General features: G+C 38.4%; 16 protein-coding genes. 15 read left to right on the top strand and 1 reads right to left on the bottom strand.

Going from position 1 to position 20,029, the window contains the following annotated elements; genetic code table 11:
* The first annotated feature begins 15 nt into the window (after positions 1–15).
* The 7 genes from AC1VS3_RS01820 (at position 16) to AC1VS3_RS01790 (ending at position 7,931) form a co-directional block, all read left to right on the top strand.
* The gene (locus tag AC1VS3_RS01820) at positions 16–1,692 is read left to right on the top strand and encodes a sensor histidine kinase (RefSeq protein WP_226896800.1); all 1,677 of its coding nucleotides are present in this window, start codon (positions 16–18) and stop codon (positions 1,690–1,692) included.
* On the top strand, positions 1,667–3,247 hold the full coding sequence (locus AC1VS3_RS01815) for a response regulator transcription factor (protein WP_008690975.1): 1,581 nt from the start codon (positions 1,667–1,669) through the stop codon (positions 3,245–3,247). Before AC1VS3_RS01820 ends, AC1VS3_RS01815 begins: the two co-directional genes overlap by 26 nt.
* A gap of 43 nt (positions 3,248–3,290) precedes the next feature.
* Complete coding sequence (gene spoIID / locus AC1VS3_RS01810; RefSeq protein WP_008690976.1) at positions 3,291–4,229, top strand: stage II sporulation protein D; 939 nt, start codon at positions 3,291–3,293, stop codon at positions 4,227–4,229.
* 41 nt (positions 4,230–4,270) lie between these two features.
* Complete coding sequence (locus AC1VS3_RS01805) at positions 4,271–4,885, top strand: M23 family metallopeptidase (protein ID WP_008690977.1); 615 nt, start codon at positions 4,271–4,273, stop codon at positions 4,883–4,885.
* 140 nt (positions 4,886–5,025) lie between these two features.
* Positions 5,026–6,012, top strand: coding sequence for a rod shape-determining protein (gene mreB / locus AC1VS3_RS01800; protein WP_008690978.1), 987 nt, complete (start codon positions 5,026–5,028; stop codon positions 6,010–6,012).
* 27 nt (positions 6,013–6,039) lie between these two features.
* Positions 6,040–7,122, top strand: coding sequence for an MraY family glycosyltransferase (locus tag AC1VS3_RS01795; RefSeq protein WP_008690981.1), 1,083 nt, complete (start codon positions 6,040–6,042; stop codon positions 7,120–7,122).
* Positions 7,123–7,361: 239 nt separating this feature from the next.
* Positions 7,362–7,931 carry a hypothetical protein gene (locus AC1VS3_RS01790; RefSeq protein WP_008690983.1) on the top strand — a complete coding sequence of 190 codons (570 nt, stop codon included), beginning with the start codon at positions 7,362–7,364 and terminating at the stop codon, positions 7,929–7,931.
* A gap of 67 nt (positions 7,932–7,998) precedes the next feature.
* Here the strand turns inward: AC1VS3_RS01790 and AC1VS3_RS01785 are convergent, their stop codons facing one another.
* A complete protein-coding gene (locus AC1VS3_RS01785; protein WP_008690984.1) occupies positions 7,999–9,363 on the bottom strand; it encodes an MATE family efflux transporter in 1,365 nt (454 codons plus the stop codon).
* A 163-nt stretch (positions 9,364–9,526) separates the two neighbouring features.
* Here AC1VS3_RS01785 and AC1VS3_RS01780 point away from each other — a divergent pair, with 163 nt between their 5' ends.
* The 8 genes from AC1VS3_RS01780 (at position 9,527) to dusB (ending at position 19,921) form a co-directional block, all read left to right on the top strand.
* Positions 9,527–11,404 (top strand): SpoIIE family protein phosphatase, encoded by a 1,878-nt coding sequence (locus AC1VS3_RS01780; RefSeq protein WP_008690985.1) that lies wholly within the window; start codon positions 9,527–9,529, stop codon positions 11,402–11,404.
* A gap of 149 nt (positions 11,405–11,553) precedes the next feature.
* Positions 11,554–12,774, top strand: coding sequence for a tRNA lysidine(34) synthetase TilS (tilS, locus tag AC1VS3_RS01775; protein ID WP_008690986.1), 1,221 nt, complete (start codon positions 11,554–11,556; stop codon positions 12,772–12,774).
* Positions 12,775–12,801: 27 nt separating this feature from the next.
* Positions 12,802–13,341, top strand: coding sequence for a hypoxanthine phosphoribosyltransferase (hpt, locus tag AC1VS3_RS01770; RefSeq protein ID WP_008690987.1), 540 nt, complete (start codon positions 12,802–12,804; stop codon positions 13,339–13,341).
* A gap of 20 nt (positions 13,342–13,361) precedes the next feature.
* Complete coding sequence (gene ftsH / locus AC1VS3_RS01765; RefSeq protein ID WP_008690988.1) at positions 13,362–15,395, top strand: ATP-dependent zinc metalloprotease FtsH; 2,034 nt, start codon at positions 13,362–13,364, stop codon at positions 15,393–15,395.
* Between the two features lie 280 nt (positions 15,396–15,675).
* A complete protein-coding gene (locus AC1VS3_RS01760) occupies positions 15,676–16,437 on the top strand; it encodes a helix-turn-helix transcriptional regulator (protein ID WP_008690996.1) in 762 nt (253 codons plus the stop codon).
* A gap of 77 nt (positions 16,438–16,514) precedes the next feature.
* On the top strand, positions 16,515–17,849 hold the full coding sequence (locus AC1VS3_RS01755; protein ID WP_008690997.1) for an MATE family efflux transporter: 1,335 nt from the start codon (positions 16,515–16,517) through the stop codon (positions 17,847–17,849).
* A gap of 178 nt (positions 17,850–18,027) precedes the next feature.
* Positions 18,028–18,915: an Hsp33 family molecular chaperone HslO gene (gene hslO, locus AC1VS3_RS01750; protein WP_008690998.1), complete on the top strand. Its 888-nt coding sequence runs from the start codon at positions 18,028–18,030 to the stop codon at positions 18,913–18,915.
* On the top strand, positions 18,905–19,921 hold the full coding sequence (gene dusB / locus AC1VS3_RS01745; protein WP_008690999.1) for a tRNA dihydrouridine synthase DusB: 1,017 nt from the start codon (positions 18,905–18,907) through the stop codon (positions 19,919–19,921). The genes hslO and dusB overlap by 11 nt, the downstream gene beginning before the upstream one ends.
* The last annotated feature ends 108 nt before the right edge of the window (positions 19,922–20,029 follow it).

Genomic DNA, 20,029 nt, shown 5'->3' with positions numbered 1-20,029 from the left:
ATGATGGTGCATGATATGAAACAGCGACGCAAATTGTTACGTAATGTGAGCATACGCTCCCGCCTTTTATTTGGTTTTATCGCATTGCCATTGGTGGTAATGATTATCTGTTTTTTATTATACTATAATTTCAGTATGCAAATGATCATATCAAAGAATCAGGAATCATCACAACATTCTGTTGAGATGGTAGAAGAACTCTTTCATCTGAATATGGAGCGTCTTGAAGATCAGATGACGGAATTCTGTGCACAAGGAATCGTATATGACATGTTGCTGAGTGATGGTGAAAGCTCTGTACGCAAAAATTTCGTTGCCTATGCAAAGATGAATATGAATTTAAACGGACGAAATCGTCTGGTGCTCTTTAATGAGAAACAGGAAGTCATTTATGATGATGCCGGTGAAAAGGAACAAGGAAATTTGTCATTACCATCTACCTTGGATATTAGTTGGGCATATAAAAAAGAACATAATGGAATATTCTTAACAAAACGTATCGTTTACCATAATGAAACCATTGGCTATGTTTGTGGTGGTTTTAAAGAGGGAGCATTCAGTCCATCATTTACCAATGCTTCCAGTATTTCAAATATGATGATCATTATTGATAAGGATAATCATTATTTATTTGGTCAGGCAGCGTTTCCGAAAGGAAAAAATATTCAGATAAGTCAAGACATGGTCAATGTGAATGGTAAGTCTTATTACCATGAAAGTAAACAAATCGAGGGCATGGATTGGAAGGTTGTCAATCTGGTAAGCTCGGAATATGTCTTACAAGAAATTCATAGTACGCGGAATATGCTATTTCTTTATGGAGTGGCCATCTTGATATTAGAAGCTATCTTATCGACTATTGTATATCACAGTATTTATGATCCGATTCATAATATCTTGGTATCCATGCGTAAGCTTGATGAAACGAATCTTATTAGTAGTCAGGTGGAGGATAATGGGAAAGATGAGGTACATGAATTAAGTGAAAACTTTAATGACTTGTTGAATCGTGTACAGGAATTAGTAAAGACGGTTGCACTGGAACAGGAACAAAAAAGAGAAACGCAACTTCAGTTGTTACAGGCACAAATAAATCCGCATTTCTTATTCAATACGTTAAATACACTTCATTATTTGGCGATTTTAAATGAAGACAATCCCGTTAGTGAAGGCATTAGTGCGCTATCAAAGTTATTACGTAATACGATCGTAGACAGTAATGAATATGTTGATGTGGAAGAAGAAATAGAAAATGTGAAAAATTATATCATCATTCAAAAGCTTCGCTATGGTGATTTGTTTGAAACGGTTTATAATATTGATGAAGATGTACGCCATTGCCGTATTTTGAAATTTCTGTTACAGCCGATTGTTGAAAACAGTATTCTGCATGCATTTGAAGAAGATCGCGAACATCAGATTTTGACGATTCGTGCGCAGGCTGAAAAAGGTTGTTTGAAAATAGAGATAGGAGATAATGGAAAAGGATTTCAAGAGGTGGAACAATCCTATACCAATAAGAAATTAAGTGGCATCGGTATTATGAATATACAAGAGCGCATACGCTTGATGTATGGAGATAAATATTCGATGAATATTCAGAGTGAAGTAAATAAAGGAACCATTGTGACACTGTTGCTTCCATATAGGAAAGGGGGAATTACAGATGTACAAGGTATTGATAGCAGATGATGAAAGACTGATCCGAATCACGTTAAAAAATATGATTGACTGGCAGGCCTTACACTGTGAGGTGATTGCGACGGTCAAGGATGGCAAGGAAGCTTATCGCATCTTTCAAGAGGTACACCCTGAAATTGTTATTACCGATTTGAAAATGCCGGAAATGGATGGCATAGAACTCATAACAAAAATAAAAAAAGAAAGCCGAAATACACAAGTCATCGTATTAAGCAATTATTCCGACTTTGAGCTAGTCCGTGATGCGATGAAGGCAGGCGCTTTTGATTATCTGTTAAAGATTACATTGGAAAAAGAAGAATTGACCAGGATCATCACCCAGGTGAAAGAAAACTGTGAAGAAGGTGGCTCATCACAAAATGAAGAAGAAAAACAGGGAATTAAAGAATTACAACAATGCATGGTATTAAGTAAAAATGAGCATATCATTGATGTGAAGGAATATCAGCGAGCTTTAGCACAACCGATTTTTCAGGAATATGAGGATTTTTATCAATTGGCTTATTTTCGTGTTGATAATATTAATATGCTTTATGAAGGGAAATTTAAAGAACATGCGCGTTTACAGAGTAATCTGCGTGATTTGATACGCGAAAGTATCTCGTTATATGTAAAACATCAGGTAATTTTTATTAGTAATCACTCTGGTGTCATTCTTTTCCACAGTGCGGAGAAGTTGCGTATTATAACGATATGTAATTCCATTATGCGAAATATTGAACAATATCTGGATGTCCATTTATCGATTACCTTATCTGATATACAGCGCACCTTAAAGACCTATGATGAAGTATATATGCAGGTGGTACAGGCTCATGAACAGCGCTTTTATAAAGGGGAAGGTGTGTTGATACACAGTGAAGAAGGGGATCTGTTTCATAGCCTGCAAATGAATGATTTACAATACCATGTGGAATTGCTGGAGGCGGTGCAGAAGAAAAATTTTCATCAGGCGAATGAATTAATTGATAAAACATTATTGTATATGCGTGAAAATCATATCGTACCAAGACAAGTCTTAGAATATACGATTTTTATTATTAATAACTTAGAGGGAAAAGAGATTGAAAAAGGAGCCCGACAGAATATGCCGTTTGGCGCAATCACCGCAAACATACGGAAATGTGAAACACTGGATAAATTGTCAGAAGTGTTAAAAGAAGGCTTTGTGAAGATTGAGGAGTGGATGAAAGATTCTAGCAGTAGTAAATATCGCCGTGAAATAACGGAAGTGATGGATTTTGTGGAAAAGAATTATCATCAGAAACTGAATTTGAAAATGCTGGCAGAAACATTAGATATGAATGAAAGTACGCTGAGTAGATTATTCAAAAGTGAGACGGGTATCAATCTGAATTATTATATTAATGAAAAAAGAATGAAGAAGGCCAAAGAATTGTTACAAGAACCCGCTTATAAGATTAAGGATGTGGCAAATGCTGTCGGTATGGAGGATCAGCTATATTTTAATAAGGTGTTTAAAAAATACTATCATGTATCACCAAGTGATTATCGTAAGAAAGTTCTTCAGGATGATGAAGCATAGAACCGGCTTTGTCATCATACCATGATAGGGGAGGTGTGAGGCTTTGAAGGAAACATGCAAGGCAGTCGCGCTTGTTCTCAGCATCATTGTTATCTTTTACTTATGGTTACATATTGGAGATGGAAAGCAGTCATCGCTTAAATGGCAGACACAGGAAGAGAAATCTTTTACAGCTGAAAAGCAGAAAGAATCTAAAAAGAAAGTACATGTCGTCAGACAAGATGGCAGTGAGCTGCATTTGGCTATGGATGATTATTTACGTGGTGTCATAGCCTCTGAAATGTCAGCATCTTTTGAAATGGAAGCATTAAAAGCGCAATGTGTTGCGGCGAGGACCTTTGTGATACGGCGAGGCTTAGAAGTAGATGATACGACACAGACACAAGTTTATCATGATGATAAACAATTAAAGCAAATATGGGGGGCATCCTATGCGAAGTATTCTAAACGTATCAAACAGGCCGTGAAAGAGACATCTGGAGAAATTTTGACGTATCAGGGAAAACCGATATCCGCAGTGTTTTTTAGCGGCTCTTGTGGGAAAACGGCAAATGCGGAGGAGTATTGGGAAAGTAAAACGCCCTACTTGCGTAGTGTCGATTCCCATTGGGATAAAAAGGAAAAGGGATATGAAAAAACGGTAACGATCGATAGCAATACCTTTCATACGAAATTGGGTTTTCAAAATCCTGTCAGCGAAATCAGTGAGCCGCTTCGATATGCCAGCGGTTATGTAAAAAGTATAAAAATCGATGGTATAACATTTAGCGGACGCAGTATAAGAGAGAAGTTAAATCTTCGCTCTTCTTGTTTCACTATTAAAAAAACCGGGGATGCTTATCGCATCACGACAAAAGGATATGGGCATGGTTTAGGAATGTCACAGTATGGTGCTCAGGGGATGGCATTGGAAGGTAAGAGCTATCAGGAAATCCTACATCATTATTACACTGATGTAAAGATTGAAAAAAAGGATGTATAAAGGAATTTCATAAGGGAATAATCATCACTAGAGGTGATGAAATGTATAGCTATACGAAAGAAAAAAACACATCAAAACGAAGACTGATTGTTGCATTAAGCTGTGTGCTGGTGATTGCCGTAGCGTTTATCAGCTATGAATACACAAGCCGCAAGGATAAAGAGGACACGGCAGTGTTCAAGGAAAGTGTTCCGGTATTGTCATTGCCGGATACCACGCAGAAAGGCATCCATCCATTCAATGTAGAAGCGAAAACGGTGTTAGAATACTTTGATGGTAAGGATCATGAAGTTGACAGCATGACAAAGTTTGAAGGTGTCTATCGTGCCAATCAGGGAATTGATTATGCATGTAACGATGAAGCCTTTGATGTTTTAGCTGTTTTTGCCGGTGATGTCAGTGAGGTGAAAGAAGATGCCTTGTTTGGAAAGAGTGTTACCATCAAGAGCAAGGATCTTTCCATCACCTATCAAAGCCTGGATGATGTGGCATTAAAACAAGGTGATAAAGTGAATCAGGGTGATGCCATTGCTAAAGCGGGTACGAATATTTACAATAAAGAGTTAGGAAAGCATTTGCATATGGTCGTTGAAAAAAATGGTACGATCATAGATCCGAAAACCGTCTTTGACAAGACTTTGAGCGAGATAAAATAGTACCTAAAGGGTACTATTTTCATATCCGTAAAATAAGAAAGCGGTTAAATCTTAAGGATGTCTGAAGTTTGCAGAATTTGCCTTTTTTAATCGGAATTTTATGTTATAATGATATTTGCTTGAAGAACGGAGGAATAACTATGTTTTCGAAAGAAGTAGGAATCGACTTAGGAACAGCGAACTTATTAATGTATGTAAAAGGCGAGGGTATCGTTATTGACGAACCTAGCGTCGTGGCAATAGATGCAGAAACAAAAAAATGTCTGGCTGCAGGCCAGGAAGCAAAGGATATGCTTGGAAGAACACCAGGCAGAGTATTGGCAATCCGTCCTTTAAAGGATGGCGTTATCGCGGACTTTGAAGTAACCGAAATTATGCTGAATTTCTTCTTTAAGAAATTGGCAATCAAGGGAATGTTCAAACGTCCTACGATTCTGATTTGTTGTCCAAGCAATATTACAAGTGTGGAAAGAAATGCCATTCGTGATGCCGCTTATCGCGCAGGGGCAAAAAAAGTATTTATTGAAGAAGAACCAAAAGTAGCAGCGGTTGGTGCCGGTTTGGATATCGGTAAGCCAAGTGGCTGTATGGTATTGGATATCGGTGGTGGTACTACCGATGTTGCGGTTATTTCTTTAGGGGAAATCGTATCCAGTACATCTTTGAAGATTGCCGGAGATACCTTTGATCGTGATATCATTAAATTTGTAAAAGAAGAAAAGAAACTGTTGATCGGTGATCGTACAGCCGAAGAAGTGAAGAAAAATATCGGTACTGCTTGGAAAGGCAGCTTACATGAAACAATGGAAGTCAGCGGACGTGACTTGGTTACCGGCTTACCAACAACGATTTCCTTATGCTCTGAGGAAATTCAGGGTAGTATGGCAGAAAGCCTGCAGGATGTTGTACGTGCTTGTAAAACGGTATTGGAACAGACACCTCCGGAATTGGCTAGCGATATTGTTACCAGAGGTATCGTATTAACCGGTGGTGGTGCATTGTTGCATGGTATTGATGAATTATTGCGTAATGAATTACATATTCCAGTATATGTTGCGGAAAATGCATTGCGCTGTGTTGCAGAAGGAACCGGAATCTTATTGGAGAATTTGCATCTGGTACGCTAAAACACATAAGATAAGCGAGGTGAATCTATGGATTACCTGAAATATCTATTGATTCCGTTGTTACTATCGGCTTTTCTGACACCTTTCTTAAAAGTTGTGGCAACGCGATTAGAAATTTATGCCTTAGAAAATGAACGAACGGTACATAGTGGCAAAATTGCCCGTATTGGCGGAGTTGCCATCTATGTATCTTTTGTTGTGTGTATGGCGGTGTTTATGAAAACCGATATGACCATCAATGGGATCTTGATTGGCGGAAGTATTATGTTTATCGGCGGATTGATTGATGATATGGTAAACTTATCGCCGAAATTGAAATTATTATTTGAAATAGCTGCTGCCATTGTACTGATGATGGTAGGAAAGGTGAGTTTAGATGTCATTCGTTTACCTTTAGGTATTACGATTGATATGGGAATCATCTCTTTCTTAGTAACTTTTGTCTGGATCATCGGGATTACCAATGCGGTCAATCTGATTGATGGATTGGATGGCTTAGCCGGTGGTATCAGTACGATTATTTTGATTGTGGTTGCATGTCTTTCTGCTATTGAAGGACGTATGGATATTCAAACGATGTCGTTGATCTTGGCGGGTGCAACGATGGGGTTCCTCATTTATAATTCACATCCGGCAAGCATCTTTATGGGAGATTGCGGTGCGTTATTCTTAGGCTTTATCATATCAGCGATTTCTTTATTAGGCTTTAAGAGTTCTACGATCATGACATTGGCCTTACCGATTTTATTATTGGCGGTACCGATTGTGGATACCTTAGGTGCAATCTTACGAAGAAAATTGTCCGGGCATAAATTCTCAGATGCGGATAAAAAACATGTGCATCATTTGTTGATGCAGCGTTTCGGGCAACGAAATACAGTGCTAATTTTGTATGTGGTTACAGCTTTGTTTGGTTTTACCGCATATATCTATTTGGTGAATAAAACGGCTGGCTTTGTTGTTCTCTTCATCATTGCCTTGATTGTTGAATTGTTCATTGAAGGCAGTGGCATGATATCGAAACAATTTCATCCTTTGTTATCGGTGATAAGAGGCGTTAAAAAACGATTCCTAATAATCTGCCATAAATTTAGTAAAAGAAGTAATTAAATATAAATGTGAGACGTCGATGTATATGGGCGTCTTTTTTCGTATGGTTATAGGAAGAGAAAAAGTTTATATAAAGAAAACTTTCCGATTTAATATCTTTCAAAATGCTTGGTAAATAAACACCTATGAAATATTGGAATTATAAAAAGCTTTCATTTTTATTCAGGAAAATACATAAATCTTTTCACTTTTACAAAAACACCGGTTCCTCTGTCGTATAGTTTTATGAGGTGATAGATGTGGAACTAAAGGAATTGCAAGAAATTTTAGATAAGGATGAGAAGAAAGGAAAGATTGTAGAGAAAGCATATTGGGAAGAGCTTTGGCAACATTACATAGAAGAAAAAAGTCAGGATTATCGCAGTTTGGAAGTGAAGGATGCGATACCTAAACTGATTAGTGATATGAATTTACGCGAACGACGTAATATCACGAATTGTAATGAATTGGGAGTGGATATTCGTGTTGGTGATATTTGTTATATTGATTTTGGCGAAGCTTATATTTATGAAATCGGATTTCAACATTTTGGTATCATCATGACTTTATTTCACAACAAAGCGTTTGTTGTGCCGATGAGTGGGAATCACAGTGCTTATGTACAGGCTTATGGGAAAGACAATCCAAAAGGTAAACGTCATTTGATGCGGCTTGGCAAGATTCGGGGCATGAATAAGGAATCGGTTTTATTTATCAATGATGCTAAGTGGATCAATACGGCACGTATTATAGATGTGAAATCACATTTAGATAAAAATAGTAATCTGTTTCGTGAAATAAAAGAACGTGTGAAACAATGCTTAGATTAAAAAGCATCCTTAGGGATGCTAGGTGTTAAAACATTTCATCGTTAGATGTTAGGACTAACTTTTGGGATCACATCAGGGATTCGCTGGTCTGTATTAAGATATGAATCCATTTTTTTGAATGGAAACGCCATAAAGTGATGAGCGCTTTGACAATTTCATCACTAAAGGATAATGCTACGACCAAAGGAAGTGGAAGTTTCCATACGGCTGCGCCTAGGAATGCCAGCGGTATCGCAATACACCAAATGCCGATGACATCACATGCCATACAAAAGCGGGTATCGCCACCTGCTCGAAGAATACCGCAGATATGCACATAGGACATCATCTTCGGGGTATTATAAAGCGCAAAGGCGATGATGGTCGCATCTAATAAACGACTCGTAGCTTCATCATAGTTATAAATATCTACGATCATAGCACGACTGGCATATAGCAGAATACTCATGGTCAGACAGAATCCCAGATTCATCAGAATAAAGATTTTTCCATAGGTATAGGCAAGATCACTACGTTGGCGTCCTAATTCATTTCCGATCATGACAGCACAGGCATTGCCTAAACCAAAGAATACGCATTGGAATAAATCATTAATAACACTCGCCACTTGTACAACTGCCACAGCACTGGTGCCCAATAATCCATAAGCCATGAAGCAGACCGTTGTACCTACGCTCCAAGCACTTTCACTTGCCGCTACCGGCAGAGCCGTTTTCACAACACGTTTTAATAATTCATGATCCAAATGTGTAATCGTAAATAAATCTGCGGCTAAAGGATGCTCCTTACTGGTGTATACGTAAGTTAGGATAAAGACCATTTCAATTAAGCGGGCAATGAGGGTAGCTATCGCCGCTCCCTGGGCACCTAATTGAGGCATATAGAAATTACCATATATTAAACCATAATTAAGAATGGTATTAATCGTTATGGCAATAATCGTTGCAATAGTTGGTATGCGCAGGTTATGAATGGCACGCGAGTTAAAACTCATTAAAAAAGAAAAGGCAGTCATAATATAGGTGAAGCAGGTAATCCGTAGATATTGTGCGCCTATTTGAATGGCGTGTGCATCTCTTACGAAGAGTCTTAAGATGCCAGGGGCAAATAAAAAAGCAGTGATACAGGTGAATACGGATAGGATAAAACCAATCCGCATTTGAATAGCGATGACCTTTCGGATGTTTTTCACATCATGAATCCCCCAATATTGCGACACAAAAATACTAGCACCGCTATAAATACCAAAACAGATAGTAGAAAAGATAAAATAAACTTTATTAGCAGCTCCCACAGCAGCTAATTCGGCAACACCGACACTCCCGATCATGAAGGTATCAATCATATTCAAACTTAACGATATGATCTGTTGAATGATGATGGGCAGACCGATGGTCAGCATCGTAGATAAAAAAACACGACGATTTATCATATAGATCCCCTTTCAAAACAAGATTATTTTATCAGAAAACAACAAGAAATGACAGATGGTTTCACATGTTCAGTATATCTTGTGGTGATAAAGATAAGACAAAAACTGACAGAATCCTTGAGAAAACACTTTTATAATCGTGTCATGAAAGAGGTGGTTTCGGTTGGAAAAGGCAGTCATTAAGAAAACAAGGGGGAAAGCGCTTTTGCGTCCCAGTGATATTGTTTGTGGTATTTTAGCGATTTACATAGGTATCAGCGACACGGTGGTATCTCCGCTCATCATTTTTTTATTTGTAGCATATTCTTATTTACGTAGTAATAAAGAGGCCTGTATCAGCGTGTTTTTCATACTGTTATTGGCATTACAGAAAGATATTCTCACGGCATATTTTTATGCATTAGGATTTTCGTTGTTTTTTGTTTTGTTGTACATAGTGAAAATCTTGAATCGTAATCTTTATCAATGGATTCCCTTTGTGATAGGTTTGGTATTGATTCCTTATGCGATACGGCAATTTAACATAACCCCGAAAGCTATGATTGAACCAATGATTGGCGGTATTCTGATGTATCAAACATGTTCACAATATGGCTGGACACAGAAACGCTATGCCCTTACTGAAAGCATGTATGGCGCAATGCTTATGAGTATCGCCCTGGTGTTAGCTGCCAGTATGCCATTATATTACACACCAATACTTCTTTTTGCGTATTTGTTAATCACTATTATCTGTACACGGGAAAGTGCTGCAGCACTTTTAGGAATTTTATTTTTATTACCCATTCATGAAGAGGCGCTATTCTTAGTATTAGGAATCTGCATGATCTTTAAAGATAAAAAAGCTTTGTGTTGTTTTATCCTTATCCTAAGTTATTTTTTCCTTCCTTCGACAATGTTTACTTATGCTTATCTTGGTGTTGCAATCTTATCTGTACTCATCCTGCGTGTGGAGTATATTCCCTTGTTATACTTGGAAACAAAGGAAACAATGCTTCCTTATAGGGGGAATGATAATCTATTGCGTAGACAGATGCAAAATTATGCCGGTATCTTTCAATCACTGGCAGAGTATTATGAGGGCATTCATCAGACGGGGGCTGAATTACTATTAAATATGGCAAATGCATTGCAATATAATGCAGAAGAGATTCAGAAGATACCGTTAGAAGGGAAACGCTATGAACAATTACAAAAAGCCTTAGAGGGTTATCAATTCAGCGTAGAAACTTTACATATAGAGGAAAGCAGTGATGGCAGTTTGCAATTACATCTGGAAGTCGGCAATTTACGGCGAGGGGAAATTCATATGACCTTGCAGCCATTATTGGAAACTTTGTTACATCGTAAACTGCAAGTCTTAGAAGTTCAAAAGAAACGTTTTGTCCGAGGGTTTTCCATCTTATTTGCAGATGCCTTACCTTTTGATATAGAGGCATATGGCGATAGTATCCGTAATTCTTATACCGGAAATGGCGATAGTTACTCAATCTTCCGTTTTCGCCAAAGTATGATTTGTATGATCAGTGATGGTATGGGAAATGGTGAAAATGCAGCACGCAGTTCTCGTTTGATTACCAGTTTATTTCAGCGTATGATCATCAGTGGCATACCACAGGATAGTGCCATTCGCTGTATCAACAAATTGATTCAAAGTGACACCTATGCGACCTTGGATGTAATCTGCATCAATCGCTCCAGCGGGATGGCATATATTTCGAAATCAGCCGCATGTCCAACATTCTTATTACGTGATGAGCATCTGCATGAAATCAATGGTAATGCCTTGCCGGTAGGAATCATATCGGCTATAGAACCAGATTGCTTCGAAGTAGCCTTGCAAGAAGGTGATGAATTCTTAATGATCTCTGATGGCATTACCCGCAGTGAGGTAAGTGCATGGCTTTCACAGCGTAAAAAAGAAGATTTAAAAGAAGATGTTGCCGCCTTTAGCGATACTTTATCACGTCAACGAAGAAAAGACGATTCCACCTTAATCGCTATAAAAGTATGTAAGGCAAACGCACAGATAGGGGCATGATCATGATATACGCTTTGCATTGTGTAAGTAGGTAAGACTGTATGTACGCAGTCTTTTTTTAAACGACATTTTTCTGTATACCGATGTGAAGTTCATGTGAAATCAATGAAAAACCTTGATTTTCATAGGCTTTAGTATATAATACGCATATGAAAAGTTTAGCCAATCTTTCGCAACAACACGTATATGTCATTGGTGTCAGCGGCGGTCCGGATTCTATGGCATTATTAGATATGTGCAGATCTTATGGTCTGTCTTTTCTTGTGGCACATATGAATTATCAGAAACGCGAAAGTGCATTCCGTGATGAAGAGCTGGTGGTTAATTATTGCCAAAGGTATGAAATCCCATGTTATGTAAAAAGGCAGAAGAAACCATGCAAGGGAAACTTTCAGGCATTTGCCAGAGCAGAACGTTATCATTTCTATCACGAATTACTTGAAAAATATCATGGTGATGCCATCTTGTTGGCACATCATTTAGATGATCACTTAGAAACGTATCTGATGCAGATGGAAAGAGGTTCTAAGGGTGTGTATTATGGGATTCAAGAAGAAACGGTATTATATGATTGTAAGGTTCTGCGTCCACTATTATCCTATACCAAACAGGAATTATTAGCATATTGTATTGAACATCAAGTTCCGTATGGCTTTGATGAAAGTAACTTTACAGATGATTATACAAGGAATCGGATTCGTCATTCTTATATTGATCATATGAGCCGTAAGGAAAAGGAAGAGCTGGCGGCTGAAATAGCAGAGAAGAATAATAAAGCACAACAGGTATTAGAGAAGACAAAGGCTTTTTTAGCAGTTTGGCAGTATGATGTGGCAGCTTTATGCGAGCTTGATGAAAATTTTCGTAAACAAGTTTTACGTACATGGATTTATCAAGAATGCAAAGAACATGTATCAGAAAAGCTGTTAGATCAATTGGCAGGCCTGCTTTTTAAGGCAAATAATTGGACAAGTGATATCGGAAAACGCTATTGTATGAGTAAGGAATATGGCATTGTGCATATTCATGTGAAAGATATGCCATCCTATGCCTATGTACTGCATGAAGTAGCATGTTTGCATACACCTTATTTTCATACTAGCTTAACAGGAAAGAGCTGTGAGGCGCTAACCTTATATCCGCAGGATTTTCCAATTACGATTCGTAATGTACAAGAAGGCGATGCTATCGTATTGCGGTTGGGTAGAAAAAAGGTGCATCGTTGGTTTATTGATCGCAAAATTCCTTCTTGGGAAAGAAAATGTTGGCCGGTTGTTGTCAACGCACAGGGAAATGTGATTTTAGTACCGCAAATCGGTTGTGATATTGCACATTTCTCTAACAATCCAAGCATATTTGTGGTAAAATAGTTTATAGCTGTATTAGGAGGAATAACGATGCATGAAGTTGTAGAAAAGGTATTGGTTTCACAGGATGAAATCATTCATAAATGTGCAGAACTCGGCGCAAAGATTACGAGTGATTATAAAGCTTTGAATGAGGTTCCTTATGTCGTAGGCTTATTAAAAGGAAGCGTTCCCTTCATGGCGGAAATTATTAAGCATATTGATTTAGATATTCAAATAGATTTTATGGATGTATCCAGTTATCAGGGGACAAAGTCTGTAGGAGATATTCGTATAGATAAGGATTTGGATTGTTCCGTACAAGGATTATCCATTCTGTTAGTTGAAGATATCGTCGATACCGGCAGAACATTAAAGGAAGTAAAACGTACATTGATGAATAAGGGTGCCAAGGATGTGAAGGTTGTATCATTGCTTGACAAACCGGATCGTCGTGTTGTTGATATAGAGGCAGAATATGTAGGATTTGCCATTCCAAATGAATTTGTCATTGGATATGGTTTAGATTATGACCAGAAGTATCGCAATCTGCCATACATTGGAGTTTTAAAACGCGAAATCTATGAATAAGCAAAAAGGAGGCGTATCATATGAACAATAAAAAGGTAATAAGTCTGTTGCCTTATATTCTTGTTATTTCTATTATGGTCCTTCTGATTACATTTGGAAATGGTAGTAACACAAAAGAGTTCAATTATAATGAATTTGCGGCGCAAGCTGAAAATTTATCATTTAAAGAAGTCAATATGTCTATGGGTACTACCGTCATCGGAGTCAGAGGAACCTATCAGAATGGCGATAGCACGAAGAGTTTTACAGTCAGTGTGCCACGCACGGATGACAATGTAAAATGGCTGAGTGAATTATTTGAAAAGAATAAGAAGACAAAAGTGAATGTATTAGATGCAAATAAGGAAAGTGTATTAGAAGTTTTCCTTAAAAGCGTATTGCCTTTCTTGATTCTTGGTGGAGCAGCAATCTTCCTGTTCTCTCGTATGAATGCAGGAGGCAATAACAAGGCCTTTGAATTTAGTAAATCCAGGGCGAAGATAGAAAGCAGCATTAAAGTGCGTTTTAAGGATGTTGCCGGATGTGATGAAGAAAAAGAAGAAGTGAAGGAAATCATTGATTACCTGAAAGACCCAAAACGCTTTACCGATATGGGTGCTCGTATTCCTAAGGGGATGCTGATGGTTGGTCCTCCGGGTACCGGTAAGACTTTGTTGGCGAAAGCGGTGGCCGGAGAAGCAGATGTGCCTTTCTTCTCAATCAGTGGATCTGACTTTGTGGAAATGTTTGTCGGTACCGGTGCTAGCCGTGTGCGCGACATGTTTAAAAAAGCTCAGCAACACGCACCATGTATCGTCTTTATTGATGAAATTGATGCGGTTGGACGCCAGCGTGGAGCCGGTATGGGCGGTGGAAACGATGAACGTGAACAAACCTTAAACCAGCTGTTGGTAGAGATGGATGGTATGGGTGAAAATAAAGGTATTGTCATTATTGCTGCAACGAATCGCCCGGATGTCTTAGATCCTGCCTTATTACGAAGCGGACGTTTTGACCGCCAGATTACGGTTAATCTTCCGGATAAGAAAGGCCGTTATGAAATCTTAAAGGTACATGCCCGCAATAAGAAATTGGCAAAGGATATTTCTTTGGAGTCTTTGGCGAAACGTACTCCGGGATTCTCTGGTGCGGATTTGGAAAACGTGTTAAATGAAGGTGCCATTTTGGCCGTTCGTGATAAACGTAAGATGATTACGATGGAAGATTTAGATGAAGCTATCGACCGTGTAATGATGGGTCCGGCGAAGAAATCAAAGAAGTATACGGAGAAAGAGAAACGTCTGGTAGCTTATCATGAGGCAGGGCATGCGGTAATTGGTCTGAAACTTGAGGATGCCGATAAGGTAGAAAAAGTAACGATTATTCCACGTGGAGAAGCCGGTGGCTATAACCTCATGACACCGAAGGAAGAAAAATTGTTCCCGACAAAAGCTGATTTTATGAGCCAGATTACTGGATTAATGGGTGGTCGTGTGGCCGAAGAAGTCATGTTTAATGAAATTTCTGCCGGCGCTAGCAATGATATTCAAAAGGCGACAAAGATTGCGAAAGCAATGGTAAGAAGTTGGGGTATGTCTTCCCTTGGACCTATTCAATATGATGATGGTACAGGAAATGTTTTCTTAGGAAGAGATTATGGCAGCGGAAGTAATTATTCCGGAGAGATTGCTTATGAAATTGATAAGGAAATCCGGAAGATCATTAATGAGTGTTATGATCAGGCAAAGAAACTGATTGAGGACAATAAAGATCTGTTAACATTGATTGCGGAAAATCTGATTGAAGAAGAAACCATTACAAGTGAGCAGATTAATAATTTAATGACTTATGGTAAATTGACTTCTCCGGAACAGGAACAGCGGAAAGAACAAGCCCGTATAGAAGCAGAAAGAGAAGAAGAACGTTCTGCGCAAGCTCAGGCAGAAGCTGAAAATCCAACACAGGAAGTAGAAGATAATGAAACTTCTTTGAAGCGAGAAGAAGAAAAACAAAAAGCGCAGAAGAGTTTTGAAGAAGCGTTAAAAGAATTAACGAAACACGACAATGAAGAATAACAATGGGAAGCCAAATCATTGGCTTCCTTTCCTTATTCATAGGGGTGAAAACAAATAAGAGGATAGGATAAGGATTGCGAAAGGCTGTTCCTAATCGATCATTTATGCTAGTATCATGATAAATGGATAAGGTTTATTTTATAGTTACTATCAATAGCCATAGGTTGTAAAACTTAAATGATACTCTTTAAAACAGATATGAAATAAGCGTGTAAATCGTAGTGCTTTATTTAATGAAATAGGAGTTATGTGTTTCCTTGATAGAAAAGGAGGGAAATGGATGGCATTTAAGAAAAGATTAAGGGCTTATCGTATTGCACAAAAACTGAGTTATGAAGAACTTGCTTTATTATGTAATGTAACACCATGGACCATCAGAAGATGGGAACTTGGATTAGGTAAAGCAAATGAAGAGCAAATGGCAAAGTTGATTAAGCTTTTGCACATCCCAGAGGAAATAAGTGAGAATAGCATGCCAATTAAGCAGCGTATGGGTAAGGATAAAAGTACTTTTTTTAAAGGTTGTGAATATACTTCTTCCTGCAAAGTATTTGGGATTCCTTTGCTTGCTGTTCAACTTGGTTTGGGAAGGAACAGAAATGGAAAACGACGAATAGCGAAAGGCATCATTGCCATCGGTAATACAGCTGTGGGGGTGATATCGCTTGGCATGATGAGCTTTGGTATTTTATCTTTTGGCCTATTAAGCTTTGGCTTCCTTTTTTGTTTAGGTGTGTTGGCAATCGGAGTGTATGCTTTAGGAGCGCTAGCTATAGGCTATATCAGTGTTGGTACTTTAGCTATTGGCATGTATAGTATCGGGGTTATTTCCATTGGCTTTGAAGTAAGCTTTGGTATCGTTGCTTATGGGCATCTGACAATCGGAACGCACGCTTTTGGTGATACGATGCTTCTCTTGGCGAATAAACAAGATTGTTATTTAGATAGTACAGCGATGAAAACCGTGATGCTATTGTTGGCAGAAAACGATTATCCCTTTTTGATACGCTTCCTTTTAACACATATCCCTATCTGTATATGATCAAGGGGATGCGTATAAAAGTCATTGTTTCGCAAGTTAATTTATGTTAGAATAATGCGTAAATGCGAGGTGATGCTATGAAGAATATGACACAAGGGAATGTTATGAAATTGTTGTTGAGTTTTGCTGTTCCGGTCCTTTTGGGAAATATCTTTCAGCAATTTTATACTATGGCAGATACGATGATGGTAGGACAGATTTTAGGGGTACGTGCCTTAGCTGCTATGGGAGCTACTGCTTCCTTATCCGGTTTGGTCATTGGTCTGGTAAGTGGTGTATCTATGGGAGTATCAATATTGATAGCACAGTATTACGGGGCTAGGGATCAGGAAGGCATGAAAATGGCAACTTATGGATGTATTTTGTTATGTATGTCCAGTGTGGTAATTATCGTGCTTGCCGCGATGCTTTTAAAGACACCAATTCTTTCCTTACTTCAGACACCGAAAAGTATTCTTTCGATGGCAGATGGGTATTTAACTATCATATTTATGGGATTGTTTATTACTATGGCATATAATATGATGGCAAGTATGTTACGCTCAATTGGTGATAGTAAGACACCATTATATTTTCTCATCATTGCCTCTTTAACCAACATCGCCTTAGATTATCTTTTTATTGCTCAATTGCATTTAGGCATCAATGGAGCTGGCTATGCCACCGTACTGGCACAGTTGTTAAGTGTAGTATTATGCTTCCTGTATATGAGAAAGAAATATCCAATGTTTTTCTTGAAAAAAGAAGAATGTCATGTAGAAAGAGAAGTTTTTCTGAAACAAATGTCTATGGGGATTTCCATGGGGCTTATGAATTCCATTGTATCCATCGGTTCAGTAGTCTTACAGAGTGCAGTGAACAGTCTGGGAGAAATGACCATTGCGGCACATGTGGCAGCACGCAAAATTGTGGAGATGTTTATGCAGCCACTGATTTCCATTGCCATTGCTGTTACAACCTTTGTTTCACAAAACTTAGGTGCTAAACAGTATCATCGAATCCGAGAAGGTATGAAAAAAAGTGTATGGATAAGCTTTGGTTGGGTAGGTATCGTCATCTTATTATCCTTTACATGCATTGATTTCTTTATTGGCTTCCTTGTCAATAAGCAACAGACACAGGTTGTTTCACTAGCGGCTTATTATACCAGAATCAGCAGTGTATTTTATTTCATCCTTGCTATCTTATTTATTTATCGTAATGGTTTGCAGGGGCTTGGCAATGGGCGAAGTCCGATTGTATCCAGCTGTATTGAAATGGGCGTTAAGATTATTGCAACCTTTGCTTTGATACCTTTTAGCGGCTATACCGGTGTATGTTTTGCGGAGCCAATTGCCTGGTCATTGATGGGACCTTTTCTCTTTATATTCTTTTACCGGGACCTTAAGAAAAAAGAGCGTATGTTGATCTAAAGAGAAAACATATTGGATATGAAACTATATTTAAGATAAGGGAACTATAACAGACGGTAGCATTTGGAAGATCTTCATGAAAGAAAGTGTTATGTAATAAGCGAAGTGTTATCACTTCCTTTTCTTTTTGTTAATGATTATGGTATACTACAGGTGCAAATTCAAGGAGTGAAGGAAAATGAAAGACTATTTAATAAAAGCATTAGCATGTAATGAACATGTGCGAATTTATATATGTTCCTCTACCGCTTTAGTTGAGGAGGCTCGCAAGCGATTTGATTTATGGCCAACCAGTGCTGCGGCTTTAGGGCGTACACTAAGTGTTGGTTCCATGATGGGAAGTATGCTGAAGAGTGATAAAGAACAATTGACCATTCGTATAAATGGCGGCGGTCCTATTGGAACCATTTTAGTTGATGCATACAGTGATGGACATGTCCGCGGCTTTGTATCCGATCCACATATCATGTTGCAATATAACGATACAGGAAAACTTGCTGTAGGTACAGCGGTAGGAAAAGAAGGTTATTTAGAAGTTATCAAAGATTTGAATATGAAAGAAAACTGGAGTGGCACTGTCGCTTTACAAAGTGGAGAAATCGGTGATGACTTTGCATATTATTTTACGGCCAGTGAACAGACACCATCCGCAGTATCTGTAGGCGTACTTGTAAATCCAGATAATGCTATTCAGGCTGCCGGCGGCATGATCATTCAAATGATGCCAGATGCAGAGGAAGAAGATATTGTAAAAGTAGAAAACATCATAGCGCATATGGAACCTATTTCAAAATTGATCAATGAAGGGGAAAGTTTAGAGGATATTCTTACTTCATTGTTTGATGATGCAACAATCTTATCTAGTCAGGAAATAGCATTTCGCTGTCATTGTGATCGAGCGACTATGAAACGGGTATTAGTAACATTGTCAAAAGAAGAGCGTAAGAAACTGATTGAAGAAGATCATGGTTGTGAGATTACCTGCAATTTCTGTAATGAAAAATATTATTTCAATGAACAGGAGCTGCGTGATTTGGAAGGATTCATAGAACGTTATGCAAGATAAATCGTGGAAGATACGCGATATCACCATACCCAATCAAGTTGTTATTGCACCTATGGCTGGTATCAGTAATCCGGCTTTCCGTGTGATTTGCAAACAATTTGGCGCAGGATTGATTTATACGGAAATGGTAAGTGATAAGGCGTTATATTATGAAAATGAAAAAACATTGCATATGACAGCAGTTGAAAAAGAAGAACATCCTTTGACCATGCAAATCTTTGGACATGATATTGAAACGATGGTCTATGCTGCTAAGTTACTGGATGAAAAAAGTGATTGTGATATCATAGATATCAATATGGGATGTCCGGTGAATAAAATAATCAAATCCAATGCCGGCAGTGCCTTAATGAAGGATATTGATCATGCGGTTACAATGACGAAAGCAGTTGTCGATAGTGTAAAAAAACCGGTTACTGTTAAGATGCGTATAGGCTGGGATATGGATAGCATCAATTGTGTCGAACTGGCAAAAGGGTTAGCATCTGTCGGTGTGTCTGCTTTGGCCGTACATGGCAGAACACGGAAACAAATGTATGAAGGCAAAGCTGATTGGCAATATATCAAAGCTGTCAAACAAGCTGTTTCTATTCCGGTTATGGGAAATGGTGATATACGCAGCAGTGAAGATGCCAAGTGGATGTTGGATACGACTGGTTGTGATGCGATCATGGTAGGTCGCGGTGTATTAGGTGATCCATGGCTGATCAAAGAAATTGCGACATATTTGGCTACCGGTGAAAAGCTGCCACCGGTCAGTGTGAATGAAAAATTTACCATGGCAAGACTTCATGCAAAACGCCTCTGTGATTTAAAGGGTGAACATGTGGGTATGCGGGAAATGCGTGGACATGCCGCATGGTATGTTAAAGGTTTACCAAAAAGTCATCAGTTAAAAGACAGTTTGACAAAGATGGATACATATGCGCAGATGGAAGAAATTTTATGTGCATATGAAAAAGTATATCAAGAATATATAGATAGTTATGTGCCATCCCAACGATAGCTGTTTTAGGCGAAGTGTTTCCATATGTAGGGGGCACTTCGATAATAAGGAAAAGTTGTTTAATAATAAGAACTCTAAAATTTGGAATACACCAAAAAAGGAGTTCTT

The organism is Longicatena sp., assembly GCF_982403165.1.
Note: the sequence above shows the minus strand (reverse complement) of the source record. Positions and strands in the feature narration are given on the sequence as shown.